Below are 18,745 nucleotides of genomic sequence, written 5' to 3' on the forward strand. Positions count from 1 at the left end.
CTCCCCAGTAGGTTACAGTGTGAGAGACACGACCAGAGAGGTGAGTTCATGCCGCCGAAGCCGAAGCAACCAAAGCAGGCGCCTGCCGTGCGCAAGGTCGCGATCATCGGGGGCAACCGGATCCCCTTCGCGAGGTCGAACGGCCCGTACGCGAAGGCGTCGAACCAGGACATGCTCACCGCCGCCATCGACGGTCTGGTCAGCCGCTTCTCCCTGCAGGGCGAGGTGATCGGCGAGGTCGCGGCCGGCGCGGTGCTCAAGCACTCGAAGGACTTCAACCTGGCGCGCGAGAGCGTGCTCGGCAGCAAGCTTTCGCCCGCGACGCCCGCCGCCGACGTCCAGATGGCGTGCGGCACCGGACTGCAGGCGATCGTCAACGTCGCCAACAAGATCGCGCTCGGCCAGATCGACTCGGCCATCGCGGGCGGCGTCGACACCACGAGCGACGCGCCGCTGGCCGTCAACGAGGACCTCCGGCAGATCCTCATCCAGCTCAACAGCGCGAAGACGCTCGGCGACCGGCTCAAGCTCGTCGCGAAGATCCGGCCCGGGCACATCGTCCCGGCCATCCCGCGCAACTCCGAACCGCGCACCGGCCTCTCGATGGGCGAGCACGCGGCCCTGACCGCGAAGGTCTGGGAGATCACCCGCGAGGCGCAGGACGAACTGGCCGCGGCCAGCCACCAGCACCTCGCCGCGGCCTACGACCGCGGGTTCTTCGACGACCTCGTGACGCCGTTCCTCAAGCTCGCGCGCGACCAGAACCTGCGCCCGGACTCGACCGCGGAGAAGCTGGCCAAGCTGAAGCCGGCGTTCGGCGGCCCGGACGGCACGATGACGGCGGGCAACTCGACGCCGTTGACCGACGGCGCGTCGACGGTCCTGCTCGCCACCGAGGAGTGGGCGAAGGCGCACAAGCTGCCGGTGCAGGCGTACCTGACGTTCTCGCAGACCGCGGCCGTCGACTACGTCCACGGCGAAGAGGGCCTGCTGATGGCGCCCGCGTACGCCGTGCCGCGAATGCTCGCGAAGGCCGGGCTGACGCTGCAGGACTTCGACTTCTACGAGATCCACGAAGCGTTCGCGTCGCAGGTGCTGGCCACGCTCAAGGCGTGGGAGGACCCGGCGTTCGCCAAGGAGAAGCTGGAACTGGACGCGCCGCTGGGCGCGATCGACCGGGCGAAGCTGAACGTCAACGGCTCGTCGCTGGCGGCCGGGCACCCGTTCGCCGCGACCGGCGGCCGGATCGTCGCGACGCTGGCGAAGCTGCTGCACGAGAAGGGGTCGGGCCGCGGCCTGATCTCCATCTGCGCGGCCGGCGGCCAGGGCGTCACCGCGATCCTGGAGAAGTAGTCCAGCATGCCGTTAAGGCCACCTTACGGGCGTCTGACGCCCGTAAGGTGGCCTTGACGGCACTTCAGGTCAGTTCGGAAGCGCCTTCTGGGCGCGCTTCGCGAGCTTGTTGGCGCGCTTCTCGGCCTTGCGGCTCAGCTTGCCGGCCGCGGCGCCGACGTCCTTCGCGGCGTGACGCGCGCGCCAGGCCGCCGACGGCTTGCCGTGCGTGTCGCCGACCGCGAGCAGGAGGCCACCGGCCAGGCTCGCGTTCTTGAAGAACTGGATCTGCTGCTGCTGGCGCTCGCCCGGGTCCTTGATGGCCCAGAAGCTGTGCGCCGCGAGCGTCGTCGGCACGAGGCTGCCGAGGAGCAGCCCGGCCGCGAGCCGCGGCGCCTTCCCCGACGCGAGCGCGAGACCGGCGCCGACCTTCACGGCGGCGTCGATCCGGACGAGCGTCACCGGGTCGCGCGGAACCTGCTCCGGGAGGACGTCGCCGAACTTGTCCAAGGCGTTGTTGAGGAACGGTTCCGCCGCCTTGGCGTGGCCCTCGGCCTGCCTCAGCGCATTGATCCCGCCCGTCACGAAGATCGTGGCGAGCAGGGGACGAGCCACTCGACGGAGTATCACGGTCATTGCCTTCCTCGTACGGGCCGCTGCCTGGTCGAACCTACCGCCTGGGTGCCCGCTCGGCCCGTGCCCGAATCCTCATCGGGCTTTCTGGCGAAGTATCGTCCTGACGCTAGAAAGCGCTAGAGAATCCGATGGTTGACCTTGACGCAGCGTCAACTTCTATCGTCGAAGCCATGGAGTGGTCGATCCAGGACATCGCCCGCTCGGCGGGGACCACGAGCCGGACGCTGCGCCACTACGGCGCGGTCGGCCTGCTCGAGCCCAGCCGGATCGGCGGCAACGGCTACCGCTACTACGACGAGCGCGCGCTCGTCCGGCTGCAGCGGATCCTGTTGCTGCGCGAACTGGGCCTCGGGCTCCCGGCGATCGCGGAGGTGCTCGACGGGCAACGCGACAGCGCCGCGGCGCTCGAGACCCACCTGGAGCTGCTCGAACAGGAGCAGCGGCGGATCGGGCGGCAGATCGAGTCCGTCCGCACGACGCTCCGGAAACTGAAGGGAGGTGAACGACTGATGGCAGAAGAGGTTTTCGACGGCTTCGACCACACGAAGTACGAGGAAGAGGTCACGTCGCGCTGGGGCGCCGACGCCTACCGGCGTGGTGACCAGTGGTGGAGTTCGTTGTCCGCGGCGGAGAAGCAGGCGCACCAGCAGGAGCAGCGGGACATCTGGGCCGCGTTCGGCGCGGCTTGCTCGGCCGGGCTGACCCCGGACGCGGACGAGGTCCAGGCGATCACGGGCCGGCTGCACGCGTGGCTGCGACCGGCGGTTTCGTCGGTGTCCGCGGGGTACTTCGCGGGCCTGGGGCAGCTGTACGTGGACGACCCGCGGTACGGGCTGGAAGGCGCGACGGCGGAGTTCGTCCGGGACGCGATGAAGATCTACGCGGAGCGGAACCTCAGCGAGTGATGCCGCGTCGTAGTGCGCGCTGGGGGTAGGGACGAGCAGGGCTGCAGACCTGTTCGTCTCTATGTACCCGCAGGACGGAGCAGGGTGCGCCGGGTCGTGTCGAGGTGGCGGACCACCTCGTAGCCGGCAGTGCTGCCGACTTCGGGCAGCTCACCGTCCTCTTCGAGGCGCGACCAGCCGCCCACGTACCGGACGGTGTACGAGCCGTCCGAGACGTAGGCGTCGCTCACCACCGCCGTCAGGAGCGTGCCGACCGGGTAACGCGCCTTTCGCGCCAGCCACTCTTCTGCCGATACCCCGTTGTCGAATGACCCGTCGCGGAACGCGGGGTCGAGCGGCCAGAGACGGATCTGTCCCGGCCTGCGGGTGAGCACTTCGAAGGTCGTCGTGGTGCCGACCGCCGGCCACGATTCCACCTGCCGCGGCAAGCTCAGGACGTCCACGAAGCCCTGCACCCCGTCCACGTCCACGAGGATGCCGATGGCACCCGGCCGCGGGATCAACGAAACCGTGCCGGTCACCGTGGCGCCGAGCTCGAACCGGCGCCAGCCTTCCGCTGCGGCCACTTCATCACTCTGGCACAGCCGCTGGGCCGACTGGTCGAACATCGGCGACACGCGCTAGCCGTCTATGGCGGAATATCGGGTCCGCGCTAGATACGCCGATAGCGTGGCAGAGTGGACCCCATCCGCAACCCCTTCGCACCGGGCGCCGGGCAGCGGCCGCCGGAGCTGGCCGGGCGCGAGCGTGAGCTCAAGGCGTTCGAGGTGGTGCTGGAGCGCGTTGCGCGGGGGAGACCCGAACGCAGTCTCGTGCTCACCGGGCTGCGAGGCGTCGGCAAGACCGTGCTGCTCGGGGAGCTGCGCGCGATGGCCGTGCGGCACAAGTGGGGGGCGGGCAAGATCGAGGCGCGGCCGGACGCCGAGCTGCGCCGGCCGCTTTCCGCCGCGTTGCACCGGGCCATCCGGGACCTCGCCGTGCGGCACCGAGCGCCGGACCGGGTCGAAGAGGTGCTCGGGGTGCTCAAGGCGTTCGCCCTGCGGGCCAACAAGGCCGACGCGAAGCTGCGTGACCGGTGGCAGCCGGGCATCGACGTGCCCGCCGCGCAGGGGCGGGCCGACTCCGGGGACATCGAGATCGACCTCGTCGAGCTCTTCACCGACGTCGCCGAGCTGGCCGCGGACGTCGGCACCGGGGTCGCGCTGCTCATCGACGAGATCCAGGACCTGCAGCCCGACGACGTCTCGGCGTTGTGCGCGGCCTGCCACGAGCTTTCGCAGTCCGGGGCGCCGCTCGTGGTCGTCGGCGCCGGGCTGCCGCACGTGCCCGCGGTGCTGTCCGCGTCCAAGTCCTACTCCGAACGCCTCTTCCGGTACGCCCGCATCGACCGGCTCAGCCGCGAGGACGCCGACTACGCCGTGATGGCGCCGATCGAGCGCGAGGACGCCGGCATCGAGCCGGAAGCGCTCGACGCGCTCTTCGACGCGTCCGGCGGCTACCCCTACTTCATCCAGGCCTACGGCAAGGCGGCATGGGACGCGGCGCCGTCCGACCCGATCACGGTCAAGGACGTCCAGGTCGCGGCACCCGAGGCGGAGTCGGAGCTGGCGGTCGGCTTCTTCGGCTCGCGGTACGAACGCGCGACGCCCGCCGAGCGGGAGTACCTGCAGGCGATGGCCGAGCTGACGCAGGGGCGCGACGAGCCGGCCGGCACCGCCGACGTCGCCGTGTTCCTCGGGCGGAAGCCGTCCTCGCTGTCGCCCGCGCGCGACAGCCTGATGAAGAAAGGCCTGGTCTACTCCGCCGAGCGGGGCCAGATCGCCTTCACCGTGCCGCACTTCGGCCACTACCTGCTCGGCCGCGACTGACCCGCTATCCGCGTTTCTGAAGCTTTCTAGCGCAGCAGCTAGAGAGCTTTAGAGACGCGTATCGGATTGCTCCGCCGTGACCACGGCCACCCTCGATCTCTCCGGCCCATACCCAAGTTGGCCGATGATTCATCGGCAAGTGCGCCACATCACCGGATATTCGTTGGATTCCTTGTGAAAAAAGGCGCATACTAGAGGCACAAGCCACCGAGACCCTCCGAAGGGGATGCAGAAACCGATGAACAACATCGCCGCCAAGCTCCGTGCCCGTCGCGCCGAGACTCGCACTCGCCGGGCGCTGAACCGGGCGATCGACACCGCCGCGACCGCGACGGTCCGTCAGGAACTCATCGCGATCGCGCAGGCTCGCTCGGGCTACATGCGCTGATCTCTCACCCCGTGGCGGTCGCCCATTCGAGTGACCTATGCCACATAGTGCTCAAGGTGTAACGACGCGCTAAGTGCCGTCGATACCCACTACGACCCCGTGATGCTGGCGGACCCCCGACCTGGCAGCATCGCGGGGTTTCCCATTTTCCGATAACCTTTGACTTCGTCAACGAACTTGTTGAGGTGGTCAATGAACGACGATCGGGTGGCCGCGGTCCGGGCCTTCAACCGGCTCTACACCGGAGTCATCGGCGTGCTCGACGAAGGCCCGGCCGACGCCGAGTACTCGCTGCCGGAAGCCCGGGTGCTCTTCGAGCTCGCCCACCAGGACCCGGTGCCGGTCACCGACCTGCGGAAACGTCTCGACCTCGACGCCGGCTACGCGAGCAGGCTGCTCGCCCGCCTCGAATCGCGCGGGCTGATCGAACGCGAACGCTCCGAGGAAGACGCCCGCCGCCAGCTCGTGCGCCCGACCGCTGCGGGCCGCGACGCGTTCGCCGTGCTCAACCAGCGCTCGACCGAGCAGATCGGCGGCCTGCTCCGCCGGTTCGCCGACGAAGACCAGGAGCGCCTGCTGGCCGCGATGCGCACGATCGGCGACCTGGTCGGCGACCGCCGCCGCGACCCGGTGCTCGTCCTGCGTCCACCACGACCGGGTGACCTCGGCTGGGTGGTGGAACGTCACGGCGCGTTGTACGGCCGGGAGTACGGCTTCGACGACCGCTTCGAGGGACTCGTCGCGCGGATCGTCGCGGACTTCGTCGACACCCGCGACGACCCGGGGCAAGCGTTCTGGATCGCCGAGCTGGACGGCGAGCGCGTCGGCGGCATCGCGTGCACGCGCGCGGCCGAGGACACGGCGAAGCTGCGGCTGCTGCTGCTCGAACCGGCAGCGCGCGGGCACGGCGTCGGCAAGCGGCTGGTGACGGAGTGCGTGGAGTTCGCACGCTCGCACGGCTACCGGGCGATGGAGCTGTCGACGGTGTCGATCCTGACGGCCGCGCGCTCGATCTACCGCGCGGCCGGGTTCCAGCTGGTCGCCGAAGCGGAGTTCGACGACTGGGGCCCGAAGCTGACCGACGAGACCTGGCGCCTGGAGTTCTAGCGGGGCACGCGGCCCAGCAGGAAGAACTCGGGGTTCGGGCGCAGCGCGGTCAGGTGGGCGAGGCGGTTCGACATCGCGAACAACGCCGTGATCGCGCCGACGTCCCAAATCTCGTCGTCGGTCAGGCCCGAGTTGCGCGCGGCTTCGAGGTCGCCCTCGCCGAACAGCGCGGAGTCCTGGGCGAGCGCCAGGGCCAGGTCGACGATCGCGCGGCCGCGTTCGTCCAGCTCCACCTGCCACGGGTTGCTCGACACGCGGTCGGCCAGCTCGGGGTCCTTCGCGCGGATGCGCAGGATGGCGCCGTGCGCGACGACGCAGTACGTGCAGTGGTTGGCGCCGGAGGTGGCGACGACGACCAGCTCGCGCTCGGCCTTGGTGAGTCCGCCGGAGCGTTCCATGAGGGCGTCGTGGTAGTCGAGGAACGCGCGCAGCTCGGCGGGCCGGTGGCCGAGGGCGCGGAAGATGTTGGGCACGAAGCCCGACTTCTCCGCGATGACGCCGACGCGCTCGCGCAGGTCGTCGGGCAGGTCTTCGAGGTCCACCACCGGGAACCGGCTCACCGAATCGCTCATGGGCTTCACGCTAGCCGTGGTTGGCTGGTCCCGTGACGGACTACGTCGACGGGTACTGCGAACGCGTCGCGCCCGGGCTCTGGGGAGAACCGCTCAACAGTCTGAGCAACCTGGCGTTCCTCGTCGCCGCCGTGCTCGTGTGGCGGCTGGCCAAGGGGGACCGGACCGGGCGGCTGCTCGCCGGGTTGATCGGGCTGGTTTTCGTCGCCAGCAGCGTCTTCCACCTGCTCGCGACGCGGTGGGCGGCCGTCGCGGACTCGGGAGCCATCCTCGTTTTCGTGCTGGTGTACGCGGTGGTGTTCGCGCGCGAGTACTGGAGCCCGCGGTGGGGGTGGGTCGCCGCGCCCGGGTTCCTCGCGCTGACCGTGGTCACCGCGCTGCTGGGCGGCGGGCTCTACCTCACCCCGCTGATCGGGCTGTTCGCCTTCGCCGCGTTGCTGGCCCTGAAACGCGACGCCGCCTGGACGCACTTCGCCGTCGCGGGAGCGGTTTTCGCGCTCTCGCTGAGCCTGCGCACGCTCGACCGGGACGTGTGCGACTACGTCCCGGCCGGCACGCACTTCCTCTGGCACCTGCTCAACGGCGTGGTGCTCTACCTCGTTTCGCGGGCGGCCATCCGTCCTCAGTGGACTTAGTGGACACCGATCGGGCGCAGGTCCTTGTCGTGCTCGTCGGCCTGGTAGTCCTCGGGGTTGGTGTCGTCGGTGCCGTTGAACACCTTCAGCTGCCGGGCGATCACCGTGACGATCGCCGCGACCACCAGGTTCGCGATCAGGGCGACGAAGCCGACGTAGATCTGGACCTGGGAGCCCGCGAACGGGTGCCAGCCGAAGATCGACATGTTGCCCAGCGGCAGCGCCGACCCGCCGAAGTGGAGCTTGCCGTTGGCCGGGTTCGGGATGCCGTACAGCATGATCAGGCCCCAGCCGATGCCGACGACCCAGCCCGCGATCAGGCCCCAGCGGTGGAACCAGCGCGTGTACAGCGCGAGCGCCACGGCGGGGAGCGTCTGCAGGATCAGCACGCCGCCGATGAGCTGGAGGTCGATCGAGAACTGCGGGTCGATCAGGATGATCACGGCCACCGCGCCGAGCTTGACGACCAGCGAAGCGAGCTTCGCCTGCTTCGCTTCTTCCTGCGGCGTCGCGTTCTTGCGGATGTACTCCTTGTAGATGTTGCGGGTCCACAGGTTCGCCGCGGCGATCGACATGATCGCCGCCGGCACCAGCGCGCCGATGCCGATCGCGGCGAACGCGATACCGGCGAACCACGACGAGAAGGTGCTGTCGAACAGGACCGGGACGATCGTGTTGCCGTCCGCCTTGCCGGTCGCCGCGTTCGTCAGCGGCTTGACGCCCGCCGTGATCGCGACGTACCCGAGCAGCGCCAGCAGGCCGAGCACCAGCGAGTACGCCGGCAGCGCGACCATGTTCCGCTTGATCACGCTGCGGCCGCGCGAGGCCAGCACGCTGGTCAGCGAGTGCGGGTACAGGAACAGCGCGAGGGCCGAGCCCAGCGCCAGGGTGGCGTACTGGAGCTGGTTGTTGGTGTTCAGCAGGACGCCGTCGGCCTTGGACGGGGTCTTGTCGAACTTGGCCACCGCGGTGTCGAAGATGTGCGACCAGCCGCCCAGCTTCGAGGGCAGGTAGATGATCGCCACCAGGATCACGACGTAGATCAGGATGTCCTTGACGAACGCGATCAGCGCGGGCGCCCGCAAGCCGGACTGGTAGGTGTAGAAGGCCAGGATGACGAAGGCGACCAGCAGCGGCAGGTGGCCGACGATGCCGGAGCCGTTGATGCCCATCGTCCGCAGCACGGCTTCGAGGCCGACCAGCTGCAGCGCGATGTACGGCATGGTCGCGACGATGCCGGTGATCGCCACCAGCAGCGCGAGGATCGGCGAACCGAAGCGGCCGCGCACGAAGTCGGCCGGGGTCACGTAGCCGCGGACCCGCGAGACCGACCACATCCGCAGCGCCGGGAGCAGCACGATCGGGTAGACGACGATCGTGTACGGCAGCGCGTAAAGGCCCAGCGCGCCGGCGCTGAAGACCAGCGCGGGCACCGCGACGAAGGTGTACGCCGTGTAGAGGTCACCGCCGAGCAGGAACCACGTGATCCACGAGCCGAACTTGCGGCCGCCGAGGCCCCATTCGTCGAGGTGGTCCAGCGCGCCGCCGCGCTGCCAGCGCGACGCCATGAAGCCGAGCACGGTGACCAGTGCGAAGAGGACCGTGAAGATGATCAGCTCGGGCCACTGCAGGTTGCTCATCGAGCGTCCCCCTCGTCCAGGTCGTCGACGCTCAGCCGGTCGGGGGCGTCCGTGGTGGGCTTGTCCCGCGTCATCAGGTAGACGATCCAGGTGGACAGCACCCCGACCGCGACCATGAGGAACTGGAACCAGTAGAAGAACGGCATCCCGAACAGCCGCGGACCGTCCACGTTGAACAGCGGCGTGACCAGGACGAGCAGCGGGACGATCAGAAGGAGGTTCCACGGGTTGAACCCGCGCCCCTTCCCGTCGTGCTTCACAGTCGACATCGACCTCACCTAACACTCCCGTAACCGACCGCCTGACCTTAGAACCTGGGTGACAGCGAGTCACGTCTGTCCGATATCGATTTGATCGCCGCGGTCCCCGTTGCCGACCAACGTCGGTTGCCCCGCCCCGGCCCGCCCTATATCAATAGCCGGACTCCGCACGTGAAAAGCCAAAAAGGGGCAACCGTATGACACGACTCCGCTACGCGGTGGTGATCCCGGCGATCGCCGGCACCCTGCTGGCCGGGTTCACGCCGGCCTTCGCGGGCCAGGGGGCGGCGGCCGGCAAGCAGCCGCTGAACTCCACGAACATCCCGCCGCAGTACGCGAACCAGAAGCTCGACTGGCACAAGTGCGCCGTTCCTTCCGAGCTGCCGACGGCCCCGCCCGCCGGCGCCGAGGACATGGAGTGCGCGACCTACAAGACGCCGCGCAACTGGTACCAGGCCAACGCCCAGATCGACCTGACCATCGCCGTCAGCCGCCTCAAGGCGACCAAGGACGCGACCGCCAGCGTCGTCACCAACCCCGGCGGCCCTGGCGCGCCCGGCCGGAACTTCCCGGCCCGCCTGCGCAACCAGCCGAAGCTGCGCGAGCACCAGGAGATCGTCGGCTTCGACCCGCGCGGCACCGGCAAGAGCACGAACATCACGTGCGGCGGCGCCATCGGCACCGGCTCGGACCTCGACCCGCGTGACCGCGACCGGCAGAACCTGAACCTGATCGTCGCGGCGACGAAGTACGCGGCGCTGTCCTGCCAGCAGAAGTCCGGCGAGCTGGGCCCGCTGATCAACACCGACCAGACGGTCAAGGACATCGACCTGCTGCGCGTGCTGCTCGGCCGCGACAAGATCAACTGGGTCGGCTACTCGGCGGGCACCTGGATGGGCGCGCACTACGCGCAGGCCTACCCGACGCGCACCGGCCGGTTCGTCCTCGACTCGGCCACGGAGTTCACCACGACCTGGCAGAAGTCGTTCGACTGGCAGCCGCTCGGCTTCGAGCGCCGCTGGCGGCAGGACTTCCTCCCGTGGATGGCGAAGTACGACAAGCTCTACCACTTCGGCACCACCGGTGAAGCGGCCCGCCAGACCTACGAGCAGGTCCGCTACGCCCTGACCCAGGGCGCGGTCACCCTGCCCGACGGCTCGACCGTCTCGGCCAACGGCCTGGACTCCTTCATCGCGTCGAGCATCTACTCGAAGCGCGCCTTCCCGGGCCTGGCCGACTACCTGGTCAGCGTCCGCACGCTGACCCAGGGCACCGCGTCCGCGCAGGCCAAGACGTCGGCCGCGCAGAAGGTCAAGGCCGCCGACAAGAGCACCGAGACCTCCGGCGCCCAGCCGCTGATGGTCCCGACCGACGGCGACGCCTACGACGCCAGCTTCTGGACCATCCCGTGCAACGAGGGCCCGTGGACCGGCACGGTCAACAGCGCCATCAAGGACTCGCAGCGGCTGATCGACAAGCAGCTGCCGCTCCTGGGCGCCGGCTGGTTCATCCAGCCGTGCCTGTTCTGGAAGAAGCAGCCGGCGCCGCTCCCGGTGCTGGACGGCAAGGGTGTCCCGCCGGTGCTGATCGTCGAGTCGGAGCACGACCCGGCGACGCCGATCGAGGGCGCGCGGCGCGCGCACAAGGCGTTCGCGGGTTCGCGGATGCTGACGATCACCGGCGAGGGTGACCACGGCATCTACGCCGGCGGCAACGCGGGTGTGGACAAGGTCGTGGAGGCCTACCTGGTCGACGGCGTCGTGCCGAACGACCAGAGCCTGCCCGGCGTGGCACTTCCGGTGCCTCCGGGGGCCTGACGCCACAAGGTGTAGTGGGAGCCCCGCCGAACGGAGGTTCGGCGGGGCTTTTCCACACCTGTGCACAGAGTTGTCCACAGGCAGTGGACAACTCCACTGGTATTCCATCCATGCCCCCGCCACCACCCTCAACGGAGACGCTTCGCGCCGCAGCGGTATTAGTATTGGTCCCATGGTTCGAGTACCGCTGACAGACGACGAGCGCGAGCGAGGCGAGCGCCTCGGCCAGGCGCTGCGGACGGCGCGGGCCGGCCGGAGCATGGTCGACGTCGCCGCCGAAGCCGGGATCTCGGTCGAGACGCTCCGGAAGATCGAAACCGGGCGGATCCCGACGCCGGCGTTCTTCACGGTCACGGCCATCGCCGACGCCGTGGGCCTGCCGCTGGACGAGCTGCGCGCGGCGGTCGAACCCGCCGCGGCACCGTCCCTCAGCCAGGCGAGTTAGACCGGGCGCAGCTGGTTCAGGATGTGCTCGCGGTCGTTGAGGAACGCGCAGGCCGCCACCGGCAGGTCGTAGCTGTTGAGCAGCTTCTCGAAGTCGGAGAACTCGTCCGCCGAGAAGGCGAAGCCCAGCTTGACCGCGTGCGCGGCCAGCACGTCCCCCAGCTCCTCCCACTCGCCGGACCACAGCAGCGTCCGGTAGTGCGTGTAGTCCTCGGCGGAGAGCCGGTCGGCGAGGCCGGTCAGGACGCTGTCGGCGAAGAAGCTGATGCGGTTGCCCGTGAGGTCGGCGACCGTCGGGTTCGCCGGGTCGCGGGCGGTGTCCGGGTTGCGGACGACGCCGGGGCCCGCCACCGGGTACGCGGTGTGCACGTGCCCGTTCTCCTCGACCAGGACGATCAGGTGCACGTTGTAGCGCTCGCCGGCGCAGCGCCAGCGGCCGTTCGGCTGCCGCCGCCGGGCCTCGCTGGGGTCGTTCGCGACGTCCTTGACGACCGAGATGATCTGCTCGTCGGTCCAGCCGGCCGGGAACTCGCTGGTCGCCCTCCGCCCGACGCCCGGTGCGTGTCCACCGCCCACTGGCTGCTCCCTTCGTCGGAGCGAGCGTAGGTCAAACGGCGGCAGCGAGCACCACGATCCCGATCGCCTGGAGGTCGAGACCGCGGAACAGCTGGCGCACGAGGTTAGCCGGCATCGGGCCCATCGGGGTGTCGACGAACGCCGGATTGCCGTAGTCGACGGCGGTCCGGGTGACCGTGCGCAGGATCGAGAGCACCGACAGCGGCACCGCCAGCCAGGCGCCGAGGCCGAACGACGTCCCACCCGCGAGGGTGACCACGGCGAGCAGCGCCGCCCAGCCGATCCCGGTGCCCGCGAGCGCCAGTCCGTGGGTCAGCACCAGCTCGCGGTTCGAGGTGCCGAGCCACCGGCGACGGCCAGGATTGCGCCAGAGCTCGCCGAGCCCGCCGGCGAACGGCGTCAGCGCGACGTACGCGCCGATGCCGACGAGGACCGCGCCTGGCACGGTCGGCAGTGCGATGTGGGCGGCGACGACCGCGAAGCCGACCAGCGCCGCCGCGCCCGCGTACCGGGAGCGGCCGAGCGTTCCCGCGAGGGCCAGCCGGAGCGCGGTCGGGCGGCGCAGCGAGAAGCGCCCGATCGGGGCCGACGGCGGCAGCAGCATCATCGGGTCGAGGAAGGTGACGGCGACCGAGCGCAGCACCCGGCCGTCCCACCCGGCAAGCAGCGCCGCCCGGCCCGCGCGGTGGACCGGCTCGCCGCCGAACGCCAGCGGCAGCGCCGCGACCAGCACGCCCGCGGCGACGAACTGCACGGTCACCGGCCCGAGCCGGAACGCGGCGATGACCAGCCCGGCGACGGCGAGCGCGAGCGGGCCCAGCGCGTCCAGCCGCAGCGCCGTCCGGCGGGCGGAGGCGAACGCGACGACGGCGGTCGCGAGGACCACCGAGACGGCCGCGCGCCACTGGTCGAGCCTGGCGCCGCCGACGGCGAGCAGCAGCGCGGCCAGGTAGCCGGTGACCGCCAGGACGCCGGTCCAGGCACCGAGCAGCCGCAGCGTGACGACGCGCCCGCGGTCCACGGGAGCGAAGTCGAGCCAGGTCAGCTCCGCCGGCTCGACCCACGCGAACCCGCGGCGCAGCAGGCCGCGCCAGCCGACCGCGCAGCAGAGCGTGAGCAGCCCGAGCACGGCCGGGAAGTCCACGTGGGACGAGCCGTAGAGCGCCGGGCGCCAGCCGTCGACGTGGAAGAAGGCGGTGAACAGGAACCCGAAGGCGAACAGGAAGAGGAACGACGCGGTGTCGCCGCTGAAGATCCCGCCGAACCGCTTGCGGCCCGGGATCCTCATCCGCTTCGGCGCCAGAGTCACCACAGCTCGAGCACGCTGTCCGCGGCTTCGAGCAGCGGCGGGTGGTGGGTGGCCACCACGACCGCCGCGCCGGCCGCCGTCGACCGGGCGATCACCTCGACCAGCCACTCCTTGCCCGCGGTGTCCAGCGCGCGCTCCGGCTCGTCGAGCAGCAGCACCCGGTGCGGGCGCGCGGTGACGCCGAGCAGCAGCAGGCGGCGGCGCTGGCCCGCCGAGAAGTGCCCGGCCGTGACGCGCATGCGTTCGCCGAGACCCGCGTCGCGCAGCAGCTCTTCGTGGTCGCCGAGGTCGGCGCCGAACGAGCCGGCCAGGAGCTCGAGGTGCTGCAACGGCGTCAGCTCCGCGAAGAAGTCCGAGTCGTCGAACAGCACCGAGACCTTGCGGCGGAATTCGACGTCCCGCTCGTCCGGCACCTTGCGGTCGACCAGCACGCGGCCCCGCTGCGGCGTCTGCATCCCGTAGAGGCACCGCAGCAAAGTCGACTTGCCGACACCGTTCGGCCCGACGATCGCCGCGCACTCGCCGGGGTCGACGGAGAAGTCCAGGTCGTCGAACAGCCAGTGCTCGCCGGCCCGGACGCCGATCGCCCGCGCGTCGATCATCGGAGCGCTTCGAGCACCGGGGCGAACTGCGCCAAGTTGTGCTCCAGGACGGTGTAGTAGGTCAGGCCGAACCGCTCGCGGTGCGCGTGGAGCTGCTCCGCGACCTGGGCGGGCGAGCCGATCAGCGCGGTCGGGACCTCGGCGAGCTGGTCGGCGCTCAAGGCGCCCTTCGTGCGCTTCGCCAGCTCCTCGAGCGCGCCGGCGCGGTCTTCGGTGATGTGCACGAAGTGGCAGAGCAGGTTGAACTCGGCCTTGCGGCCACCGAGCTTCCCCCGGACGAACTCGACGCGCTCCTCGATGTCCGCCGCGCTCGCCGGGACCAGCTCGGCGCCGTCCGGCGACTTCGCGGTGCCGGTGAAACCGATGGTGTCGGCGTGCTCGGCGGCGAGGGTCAGGATCCGGTCGCCGCGACCGGCGAGCAGCAGCGGCGGACCTTCGGGCCGCGTCGGCGAGGGCTTGTGCTCCGGGTCCGCGTACAGCCGCTTGAGTTCGAGGATGGTCCGTTCGAGGTGGTCGACGCGCTCGCGGGCGGACGGGAACGGCATCCCGGCGGCCTCGAACTCCGCCTTCACGTACCCGGCGCCGAGCCCCAGCTCCAGGCGCCCGTCGGTGAACTGGTCGGTGCCCGTGACGTCCCGCGCGAGCAGCACCGGGTTGTAGAACGGCGTGTTGAGCACGAAGGTGTTCAGCTTGACGCGCGAGGTGACCTCACCGGCCAGCACCAGCGCCGGGAACGGCGGCGCCATGCCCAGGTGGTCGGCCGCGGACAGGACGTCGTAGCCCAGGTCCTCGACCTTGCGGCACTTCTCGACCCACGCGGCGCGGCTGTCCGGCACGATCAGGTTGACCCCGAAGCGGAATTCCCCAGTCATGCCCCCAACGTACTCAGCGGAGTTTCGCGATCACCGGGGCCAGCCGCGCGAGGTCGTCTTCGATCACGGTGAAGTAGCTGATGCCCAGCGTCTCGCGGGTGCGAAGCAGCTGCTCGGCGACCGCTTCGGCGGATCCCACGAGGACGGTCGGCAGCTCGCCCAGCTCGTCCACGGACAGGTCGGGCACGCGCCGGTGGACGGCTTCGAGCGTGCTGCACCGGTCGTCGGTCACGCGGGTGACGTGCACCAGCAGGTTCAGCTCGGCGTCCCGGCCGTCGAGCGCCGCGCGCGCGAACTCGACGCGTTCGGTCAGCTCGGCGAGCCCGGCCAGGGACATCCGCCCTTCGACCTTCGCCGCGGCGGTGCCGGTGAAGCCGACGATGTCGGCGTGCTCCGCGGCCAGCTTCAGCACGCGGTCGCCGCGGCCGCCGAGCAGCAGCGGCGGCCCGGGTTTCTGCACCGGTTCCGGTTTGTGCGACGGGTCCGCGTACAGCCGCTTCAGCTCCAGCACCGCGCGTTCGAGCCGGGCGAACCGCTGCCCGGGCGTGCCCCACTCGATGCCGGCCGCGTGGAACTCCGCCTCGACGTACCCCGCGCCGATGCCCAGCTCGAGGCGGCCGTCGGTGAACTGGTCGGTGCCCGTGACGTCCCGCGCGAGCAGCACCGGGTTGTGGAAGCAGGCGTTGATGACGAACGTGTTGAGCCGGACCCGCTCGGTCGCCTCGGCCGCGAGCACGAGCGCGGGGAACGGCGGCGCCATCCCGACGTGGTCGGCCGCGCCGACGACGTCGTAGCCGAGGTCCTCGGCCTTGCGGCACTTCGCCACCCACTCGGCCCGGGAGCCGGGCACCACCAGATCCACGCCGAACCGGAACGGTCTCATGTCGCGAAGCTACCGGGAAAGGAAGAAGGGGACGCCTCCCGGATGCGGCCGGGAGGCGTCCCCTTCTCGTTCAGGGTGGTCAGCCCAGGCGCTGGGCCAGCGCGTCGAGCTCGTCACGCAGCGAGGTGGGCACCTCGCCGATCTTCTCGAACCACTCCTCGATCAGCGGCAGCTCCGCGCGCCACTCCTCGGGCTTGACCTCGAGGGCGGCCTGGATGTCCTCGATCGGCTCGGTGAGGCCCTCGGTGTCGAGGTCCTCGGCCCGCGGCACGAAGCCCACCGGCGTCTCGACCGCGTTGCCGCGACCCTCGACGCGCTCGATGACCCACTTGAGGATCCGCGAGTTCTCGCCGAAGCCCGGCCACAGGAAGCGGCCGTCGTCGCCGCGGCGGAACCAGTTGACGTAGAAGATCTTCGGCAGCTTGTTCGCGTCGGCGTTCTTGCCCAGGGTCAGCCAGTGCTTGAAGTAGTCACCGGCGTGGTAGCCGAGGAACGGCAGCATCGCCATCGGGTCGCGGCGCACGTTGCCGACCGCGCCGGCCGCGGCCGCCGTGGTCTCCGACGACATCGTGGCGCCCATGAAGACGCCGTGCTGCCAGTCGCGGGCCTCGTTCACCAGCGGCACCGTCGTCTTGCGGCGGCCGCCGAACAGGATCGCCGAGATCGGCACGCCCTTCGGGTCGTCCCACTCCGGGGCGAGGATCGGGCACTGCGACATCGGCGTGCAGTAGCGCGAGTTCGGGTGGGCGGCCTTCTCGTCCGAGTCGGGCGTCCAGTCCTGCTTCTTCCACGACGTGGCGTGCTCGGGCTTGTTCTCCATGCCCTCCCACCAGATGTCGCCGTCGTCGGTCAGGGCGACGTTCGTGAAGACCGTGTTGCCCTTTTCGATGGTGCGCATGGCGTTCGGGTTGGTGTGCCAGTCGGTACCCGGCGCGACGCCGAAGAAGCCGAACTCCGGGTTGACCGCGTACAGCCGGCCGTCCTCGCCGAAGCGCATCCACGCGATGTCGTCGCCGAGGGTCTCGGCACGCCAGCCCGGGATGGTCGGCTGCAGCATGGCGAGGTTGGTCTTGCCGCAAGCGCTCGGGAACGCCGCCGCGACGTAGTGGACCTTGTCCTCGGGCGAGATCAGCTTGAGGATCAGCATGTGCTCGGCGAGCCAGCCCTCGTCGCGCGCCATCACCGAGGCGATGCGCAGCGAGTAGCACTTCTTGCCCAGCAGCGAGTTGCCGCCGTAGCCCGAGCCGTAGCTCCAGATCGCGCGCTCTTCGGGGAAGTGCGAAATGTACTTCGTTTCGTTGCAGGGCCAGGAAACGTCCTGCTGGCCCGGCTCGAGCGGCGCACCCACGGAGTGGAGCGCCGGCACGAATTCGCGCTCACTGCCGTCCGGCGCGATGAACTTCTCGAGGGCCGCCTTGCCCGCGCGGGTCATCACGCGCATCGAAGCGACAACGTAGGCGAAATCGGTAATTTCGATACCCAGCTTGGGATTCTCGTCGCCGAGCGGGCCCATGCAGAACGGGATGACGTACATCGTGCGGCCGCGCATCGAGCCCCGGAAGAGCTCGGTCATGGTGGCCTTCATCTCGGCCGGGTCCATCCAGTTGTTCGTCGGCCCGGCGTCCTCGGGACGCTTCGAACAGATGAAGGTGCGGTCTTCGACGCGGGCGACGTCGTTGGGGTCGGAAGTGGCCCAGAAGGAGTTCGGCTTCGACTTGAGCTGCACGAACGTGCCCGCGTCGACCAGCTCCTGGTTGATCCGGGCGGCTTCTTCGTCAGACCCGTCGACCCACACCACGCGGTCCGGGGTGGTCAGCTCGGCGACCTCCCGGACGAAGGACAGCACGCCACTGTGCGTCGTCGGCGCGGTGTCCAGTCCGGGGATGGCGACTGCGGTCATCTCTACTCCTGACTTCCGACGACAAACAAGCCCGCACCGGAACGACGCTGTCCCGGTGCGGGCGTCATTGCCGGCGACCGAATGGCTTCGCACACCGGCTGGCTAACCGGTGTGCGGATTTTGGGATTCTTCGAGAGTAGCCGCATGACCGGCAGGTAACAGAGAGCTGACGTGTACGTTCTCTCACAAGACCGATAAGGGAATCGATTCAGAAGCCGGTTTCTTTTCATTGAAGACATGAAGAAAGCCCGAGGCCGAAGCCCCGGGCTTTCAAACTGTGACCTCGCTTACCCCTAGTTGGGGGAGATCCACTGCCCCGTGCCGGAGTCGATGCGCGCGACGCCTTCGAGCGTCTGCGTGCCGGCCTCGCCCCACGCGGCGTCCGCGGCGAGGTCGCCGTCGCTGCCGGAGTCCATCAGCCCGCTCGAGACTTCGGTCCACTGGCCGGGGCCGGAGTGCTCGAACGTCGTGGTCGTGCCGTCGGCGTCGGTCTGCACCGCGATGTCCGCTTCGCCGTCGCCGTCCTTGTCGGTGAAGGCGATGGTGCCGCCGCTCTTCGTCTCGACGATGGCGGTGTCGTTGTGGCCGTCGTGGTCGGTGTCGATGGTCGCGACCCCCGCGTCGACCTCACCGTCCGGCAGGTCGGCGTGGATGTGGCCGCCGGAGCCGTCGTCGCGGCCGCCGGTGTCGGAGTCGTCGTGGCCCCCGCCGCCGTGCGACTCGACCCACTCGCCGCTGGCCTCGTCGTAGACGGCCTGCTCGACGACGTGCCCGGTCTCGTCGAGCACGGCGTACTGGTCGGCCTCACCGTCGTGGTTCGTGTCGATGAAGGCCTGCGAGGTGCCGTCGTCGTGCTCGATGATCGCCGTGTCGTTGACGCCGTCCTCGTTCACGTCGTAGTTGACCTCGGCCTGGTACTCCTGGCCGTCGACGTGAACGGTCATCGCGTCCGGGCTGGAGGCGTCGGTGTCGCTGCCGCCACTCTCGTCGACCCACATG

Annotated in this window: 20 protein-coding genes; 8 read left to right on the plus strand and 12 right to left on the minus strand. The window is 69.9% G+C overall.

The annotated features are described in order from the left end of the window. Window positions 1-48: 48 nt before the first annotated feature. Window positions 49-1,353: an acetyl-CoA C-acetyltransferase gene (locus tag EIY87_RS17255; RefSeq protein ID WP_125309125.1), complete on the plus strand. Its 1,305-nt coding sequence runs from the start codon at window positions 49-51 to the stop codon at window positions 1,351-1,353. Window positions 1,354-1,422: 69 nt separating this feature from the next. Here EIY87_RS17255 and EIY87_RS17260 read toward each other — a convergent pair whose 3' ends face one another. Then, on the minus strand, window positions 1,423-1,968 hold the full coding sequence (locus EIY87_RS17260; protein ID WP_125309127.1) for a DoxX family protein: 546 nt from the start codon (window positions 1,966-1,968) through the stop codon (window positions 1,423-1,425). 170 nt (window positions 1,969-2,138) lie between these two features. On the opposite strand from EIY87_RS17260, the gene EIY87_RS17265 reads away from it, so the two are divergent. After that, a complete protein-coding gene (locus EIY87_RS17265; protein WP_125309129.1) occupies window positions 2,139-2,873 on the plus strand; it encodes a MerR family transcriptional regulator in 735 nt (244 codons plus the stop codon). 59 nt (window positions 2,874-2,932) lie between these two features. Here the strand turns inward: EIY87_RS17265 and EIY87_RS17270 are convergent, their stop codons facing one another. After that, window positions 2,933-3,481 (minus strand): hypothetical protein, encoded by a 549-nt coding sequence (locus EIY87_RS17270; RefSeq protein WP_225439909.1) that lies wholly within the window; start codon window positions 3,479-3,481, stop codon window positions 2,933-2,935. Between the two features lie 69 nt (window positions 3,482-3,550). Between EIY87_RS17270 and EIY87_RS17275 the strand changes: the two genes are divergently transcribed. From EIY87_RS17275 to EIY87_RS17280, 3 genes are all read left to right on the plus strand, one after another. Continuing rightward, a complete protein-coding gene (locus EIY87_RS17275) occupies window positions 3,551-4,741 on the plus strand; it encodes an ATP-binding protein (RefSeq protein ID WP_125309131.1) in 1,191 nt (396 codons plus the stop codon). Between the two features lie 238 nt (window positions 4,742-4,979). Then, complete coding sequence (locus tag EIY87_RS48055) at window positions 4,980-5,129, plus strand: hypothetical protein (RefSeq protein WP_163046719.1); 150 nt, start codon at window positions 4,980-4,982, stop codon at window positions 5,127-5,129. Between the two features lie 192 nt (window positions 5,130-5,321). Next, the gene (locus EIY87_RS17280; RefSeq protein ID WP_125309133.1) at window positions 5,322-6,236 is read left to right on the plus strand and encodes a bifunctional helix-turn-helix transcriptional regulator/GNAT family N-acetyltransferase; all 915 of its coding nucleotides are present in this window, start codon (window positions 5,322-5,324) and stop codon (window positions 6,234-6,236) included. Here EIY87_RS17280 and EIY87_RS17285 read toward each other — a convergent pair. Further along, the gene (locus EIY87_RS17285; RefSeq protein ID WP_125309135.1) at window positions 6,233-6,808 is read right to left on the minus strand and encodes a peroxidase-related enzyme; all 576 of its coding nucleotides are present in this window, start codon (window positions 6,806-6,808) and stop codon (window positions 6,233-6,235) included. The genes EIY87_RS17280 and EIY87_RS17285 overlap by 4 nt on opposite strands. Before the next feature lie 32 nt (window positions 6,809-6,840). Here EIY87_RS17285 and EIY87_RS17290 point away from each other — a divergent pair, with 32 nt between their 5' ends. Continuing rightward, on the plus strand, window positions 6,841-7,443 hold the full coding sequence (locus tag EIY87_RS17290; protein ID WP_125309137.1) for a hypothetical protein: 603 nt from the start codon (window positions 6,841-6,843) through the stop codon (window positions 7,441-7,443). Here EIY87_RS17290 and mctP read toward each other — a convergent pair. Together mctP and EIY87_RS17300 are read right to left on the minus strand one after the other, a co-directional pair. Further along, window positions 7,440-9,083, minus strand: coding sequence for a monocarboxylate uptake permease MctP (gene mctP / locus EIY87_RS17295; protein ID WP_125309139.1), 1,644 nt, complete (start codon window positions 9,081-9,083; stop codon window positions 7,440-7,442). The genes EIY87_RS17290 and mctP overlap by 4 nt on opposite strands. Further along, window positions 9,080-9,352, minus strand: coding sequence for a DUF3311 domain-containing protein (locus EIY87_RS17300; RefSeq protein ID WP_125309141.1), 273 nt, complete (start codon window positions 9,350-9,352; stop codon window positions 9,080-9,082). The genes mctP and EIY87_RS17300 overlap by 4 nt, the downstream gene beginning before the upstream one ends. A 188-nt stretch (window positions 9,353-9,540) precedes the next feature. Here EIY87_RS17300 and EIY87_RS17305 point away from each other — a divergent pair, with 188 nt between their 5' ends. Continuing rightward, window positions 9,541-11,160: an alpha/beta hydrolase gene (locus tag EIY87_RS17305; RefSeq protein WP_125309143.1), complete on the plus strand. Its 1,620-nt coding sequence runs from the start codon at window positions 9,541-9,543 to the stop codon at window positions 11,158-11,160. Window positions 11,161-11,332: 172 nt separating this feature from the next. Next, window positions 11,333-11,605, plus strand: coding sequence for a helix-turn-helix domain-containing protein (locus EIY87_RS17310; protein ID WP_125309145.1), 273 nt, complete (start codon window positions 11,333-11,335; stop codon window positions 11,603-11,605). On the opposite strand, the gene EIY87_RS17315 is transcribed toward EIY87_RS17310, so the two are convergent. From EIY87_RS17315 to EIY87_RS17345, 7 genes are all read right to left on the minus strand, one after another. Next, complete coding sequence (locus tag EIY87_RS17315; RefSeq protein ID WP_125309148.1) at window positions 11,602-12,180, minus strand: EndoU domain-containing protein; 579 nt, start codon at window positions 12,178-12,180, stop codon at window positions 11,602-11,604. The genes EIY87_RS17310 and EIY87_RS17315 overlap by 4 nt on opposite strands. 31 nt (window positions 12,181-12,211) lie before the next feature. Beyond that, window positions 12,212-13,492 carry a hypothetical protein gene (locus EIY87_RS17320; protein WP_125309150.1) on the minus strand — a complete coding sequence of 427 codons (1,281 nt, stop codon included), beginning with the start codon at window positions 13,490-13,492 and terminating at the stop codon, window positions 12,212-12,214. Beyond that, a complete protein-coding gene (locus tag EIY87_RS17325; RefSeq protein ID WP_125309152.1) occupies window positions 13,486-14,091 on the minus strand; it encodes an ABC transporter ATP-binding protein in 606 nt (201 codons plus the stop codon). The genes EIY87_RS17320 and EIY87_RS17325 overlap by 7 nt, the downstream gene beginning before the upstream one ends. Continuing rightward, on the minus strand, window positions 14,088-14,963 hold the full coding sequence (locus EIY87_RS17330) for a TIGR03621 family F420-dependent LLM class oxidoreductase (protein WP_125309154.1): 876 nt from the start codon (window positions 14,961-14,963) through the stop codon (window positions 14,088-14,090). Before EIY87_RS17330 ends, EIY87_RS17325 begins: the two co-directional genes overlap by 4 nt. 13 nt (window positions 14,964-14,976) lie before the next feature. After that, the gene (locus tag EIY87_RS17335) at window positions 14,977-15,846 is read right to left on the minus strand and encodes a TIGR03621 family F420-dependent LLM class oxidoreductase (protein ID WP_125309156.1); all 870 of its coding nucleotides are present in this window, start codon (window positions 15,844-15,846) and stop codon (window positions 14,977-14,979) included. A 79-nt stretch (window positions 15,847-15,925) separates the two neighbouring features. After that, a complete protein-coding gene (locus EIY87_RS17340; RefSeq protein WP_125309158.1) occupies window positions 15,926-17,746 on the minus strand; it encodes a phosphoenolpyruvate carboxykinase (GTP) in 1,821 nt (606 codons plus the stop codon). Between the two features lie 293 nt (window positions 17,747-18,039). Then, on the minus strand, window positions 18,040-18,744 hold the full coding sequence (locus tag EIY87_RS17345) for a hypothetical protein (protein ID WP_125309160.1): 705 nt from the start codon (window positions 18,742-18,744) through the stop codon (window positions 18,040-18,042). Between the last annotated feature and the right edge of the window lies 1 nt (window position 18,745).

This window comes from Amycolatopsis eburnea, assembly GCF_003937945.1.
Taxonomy (GTDB): Bacteria; Actinomycetota; Actinomycetes; order Mycobacteriales; family Pseudonocardiaceae; genus Amycolatopsis; species Amycolatopsis eburnea.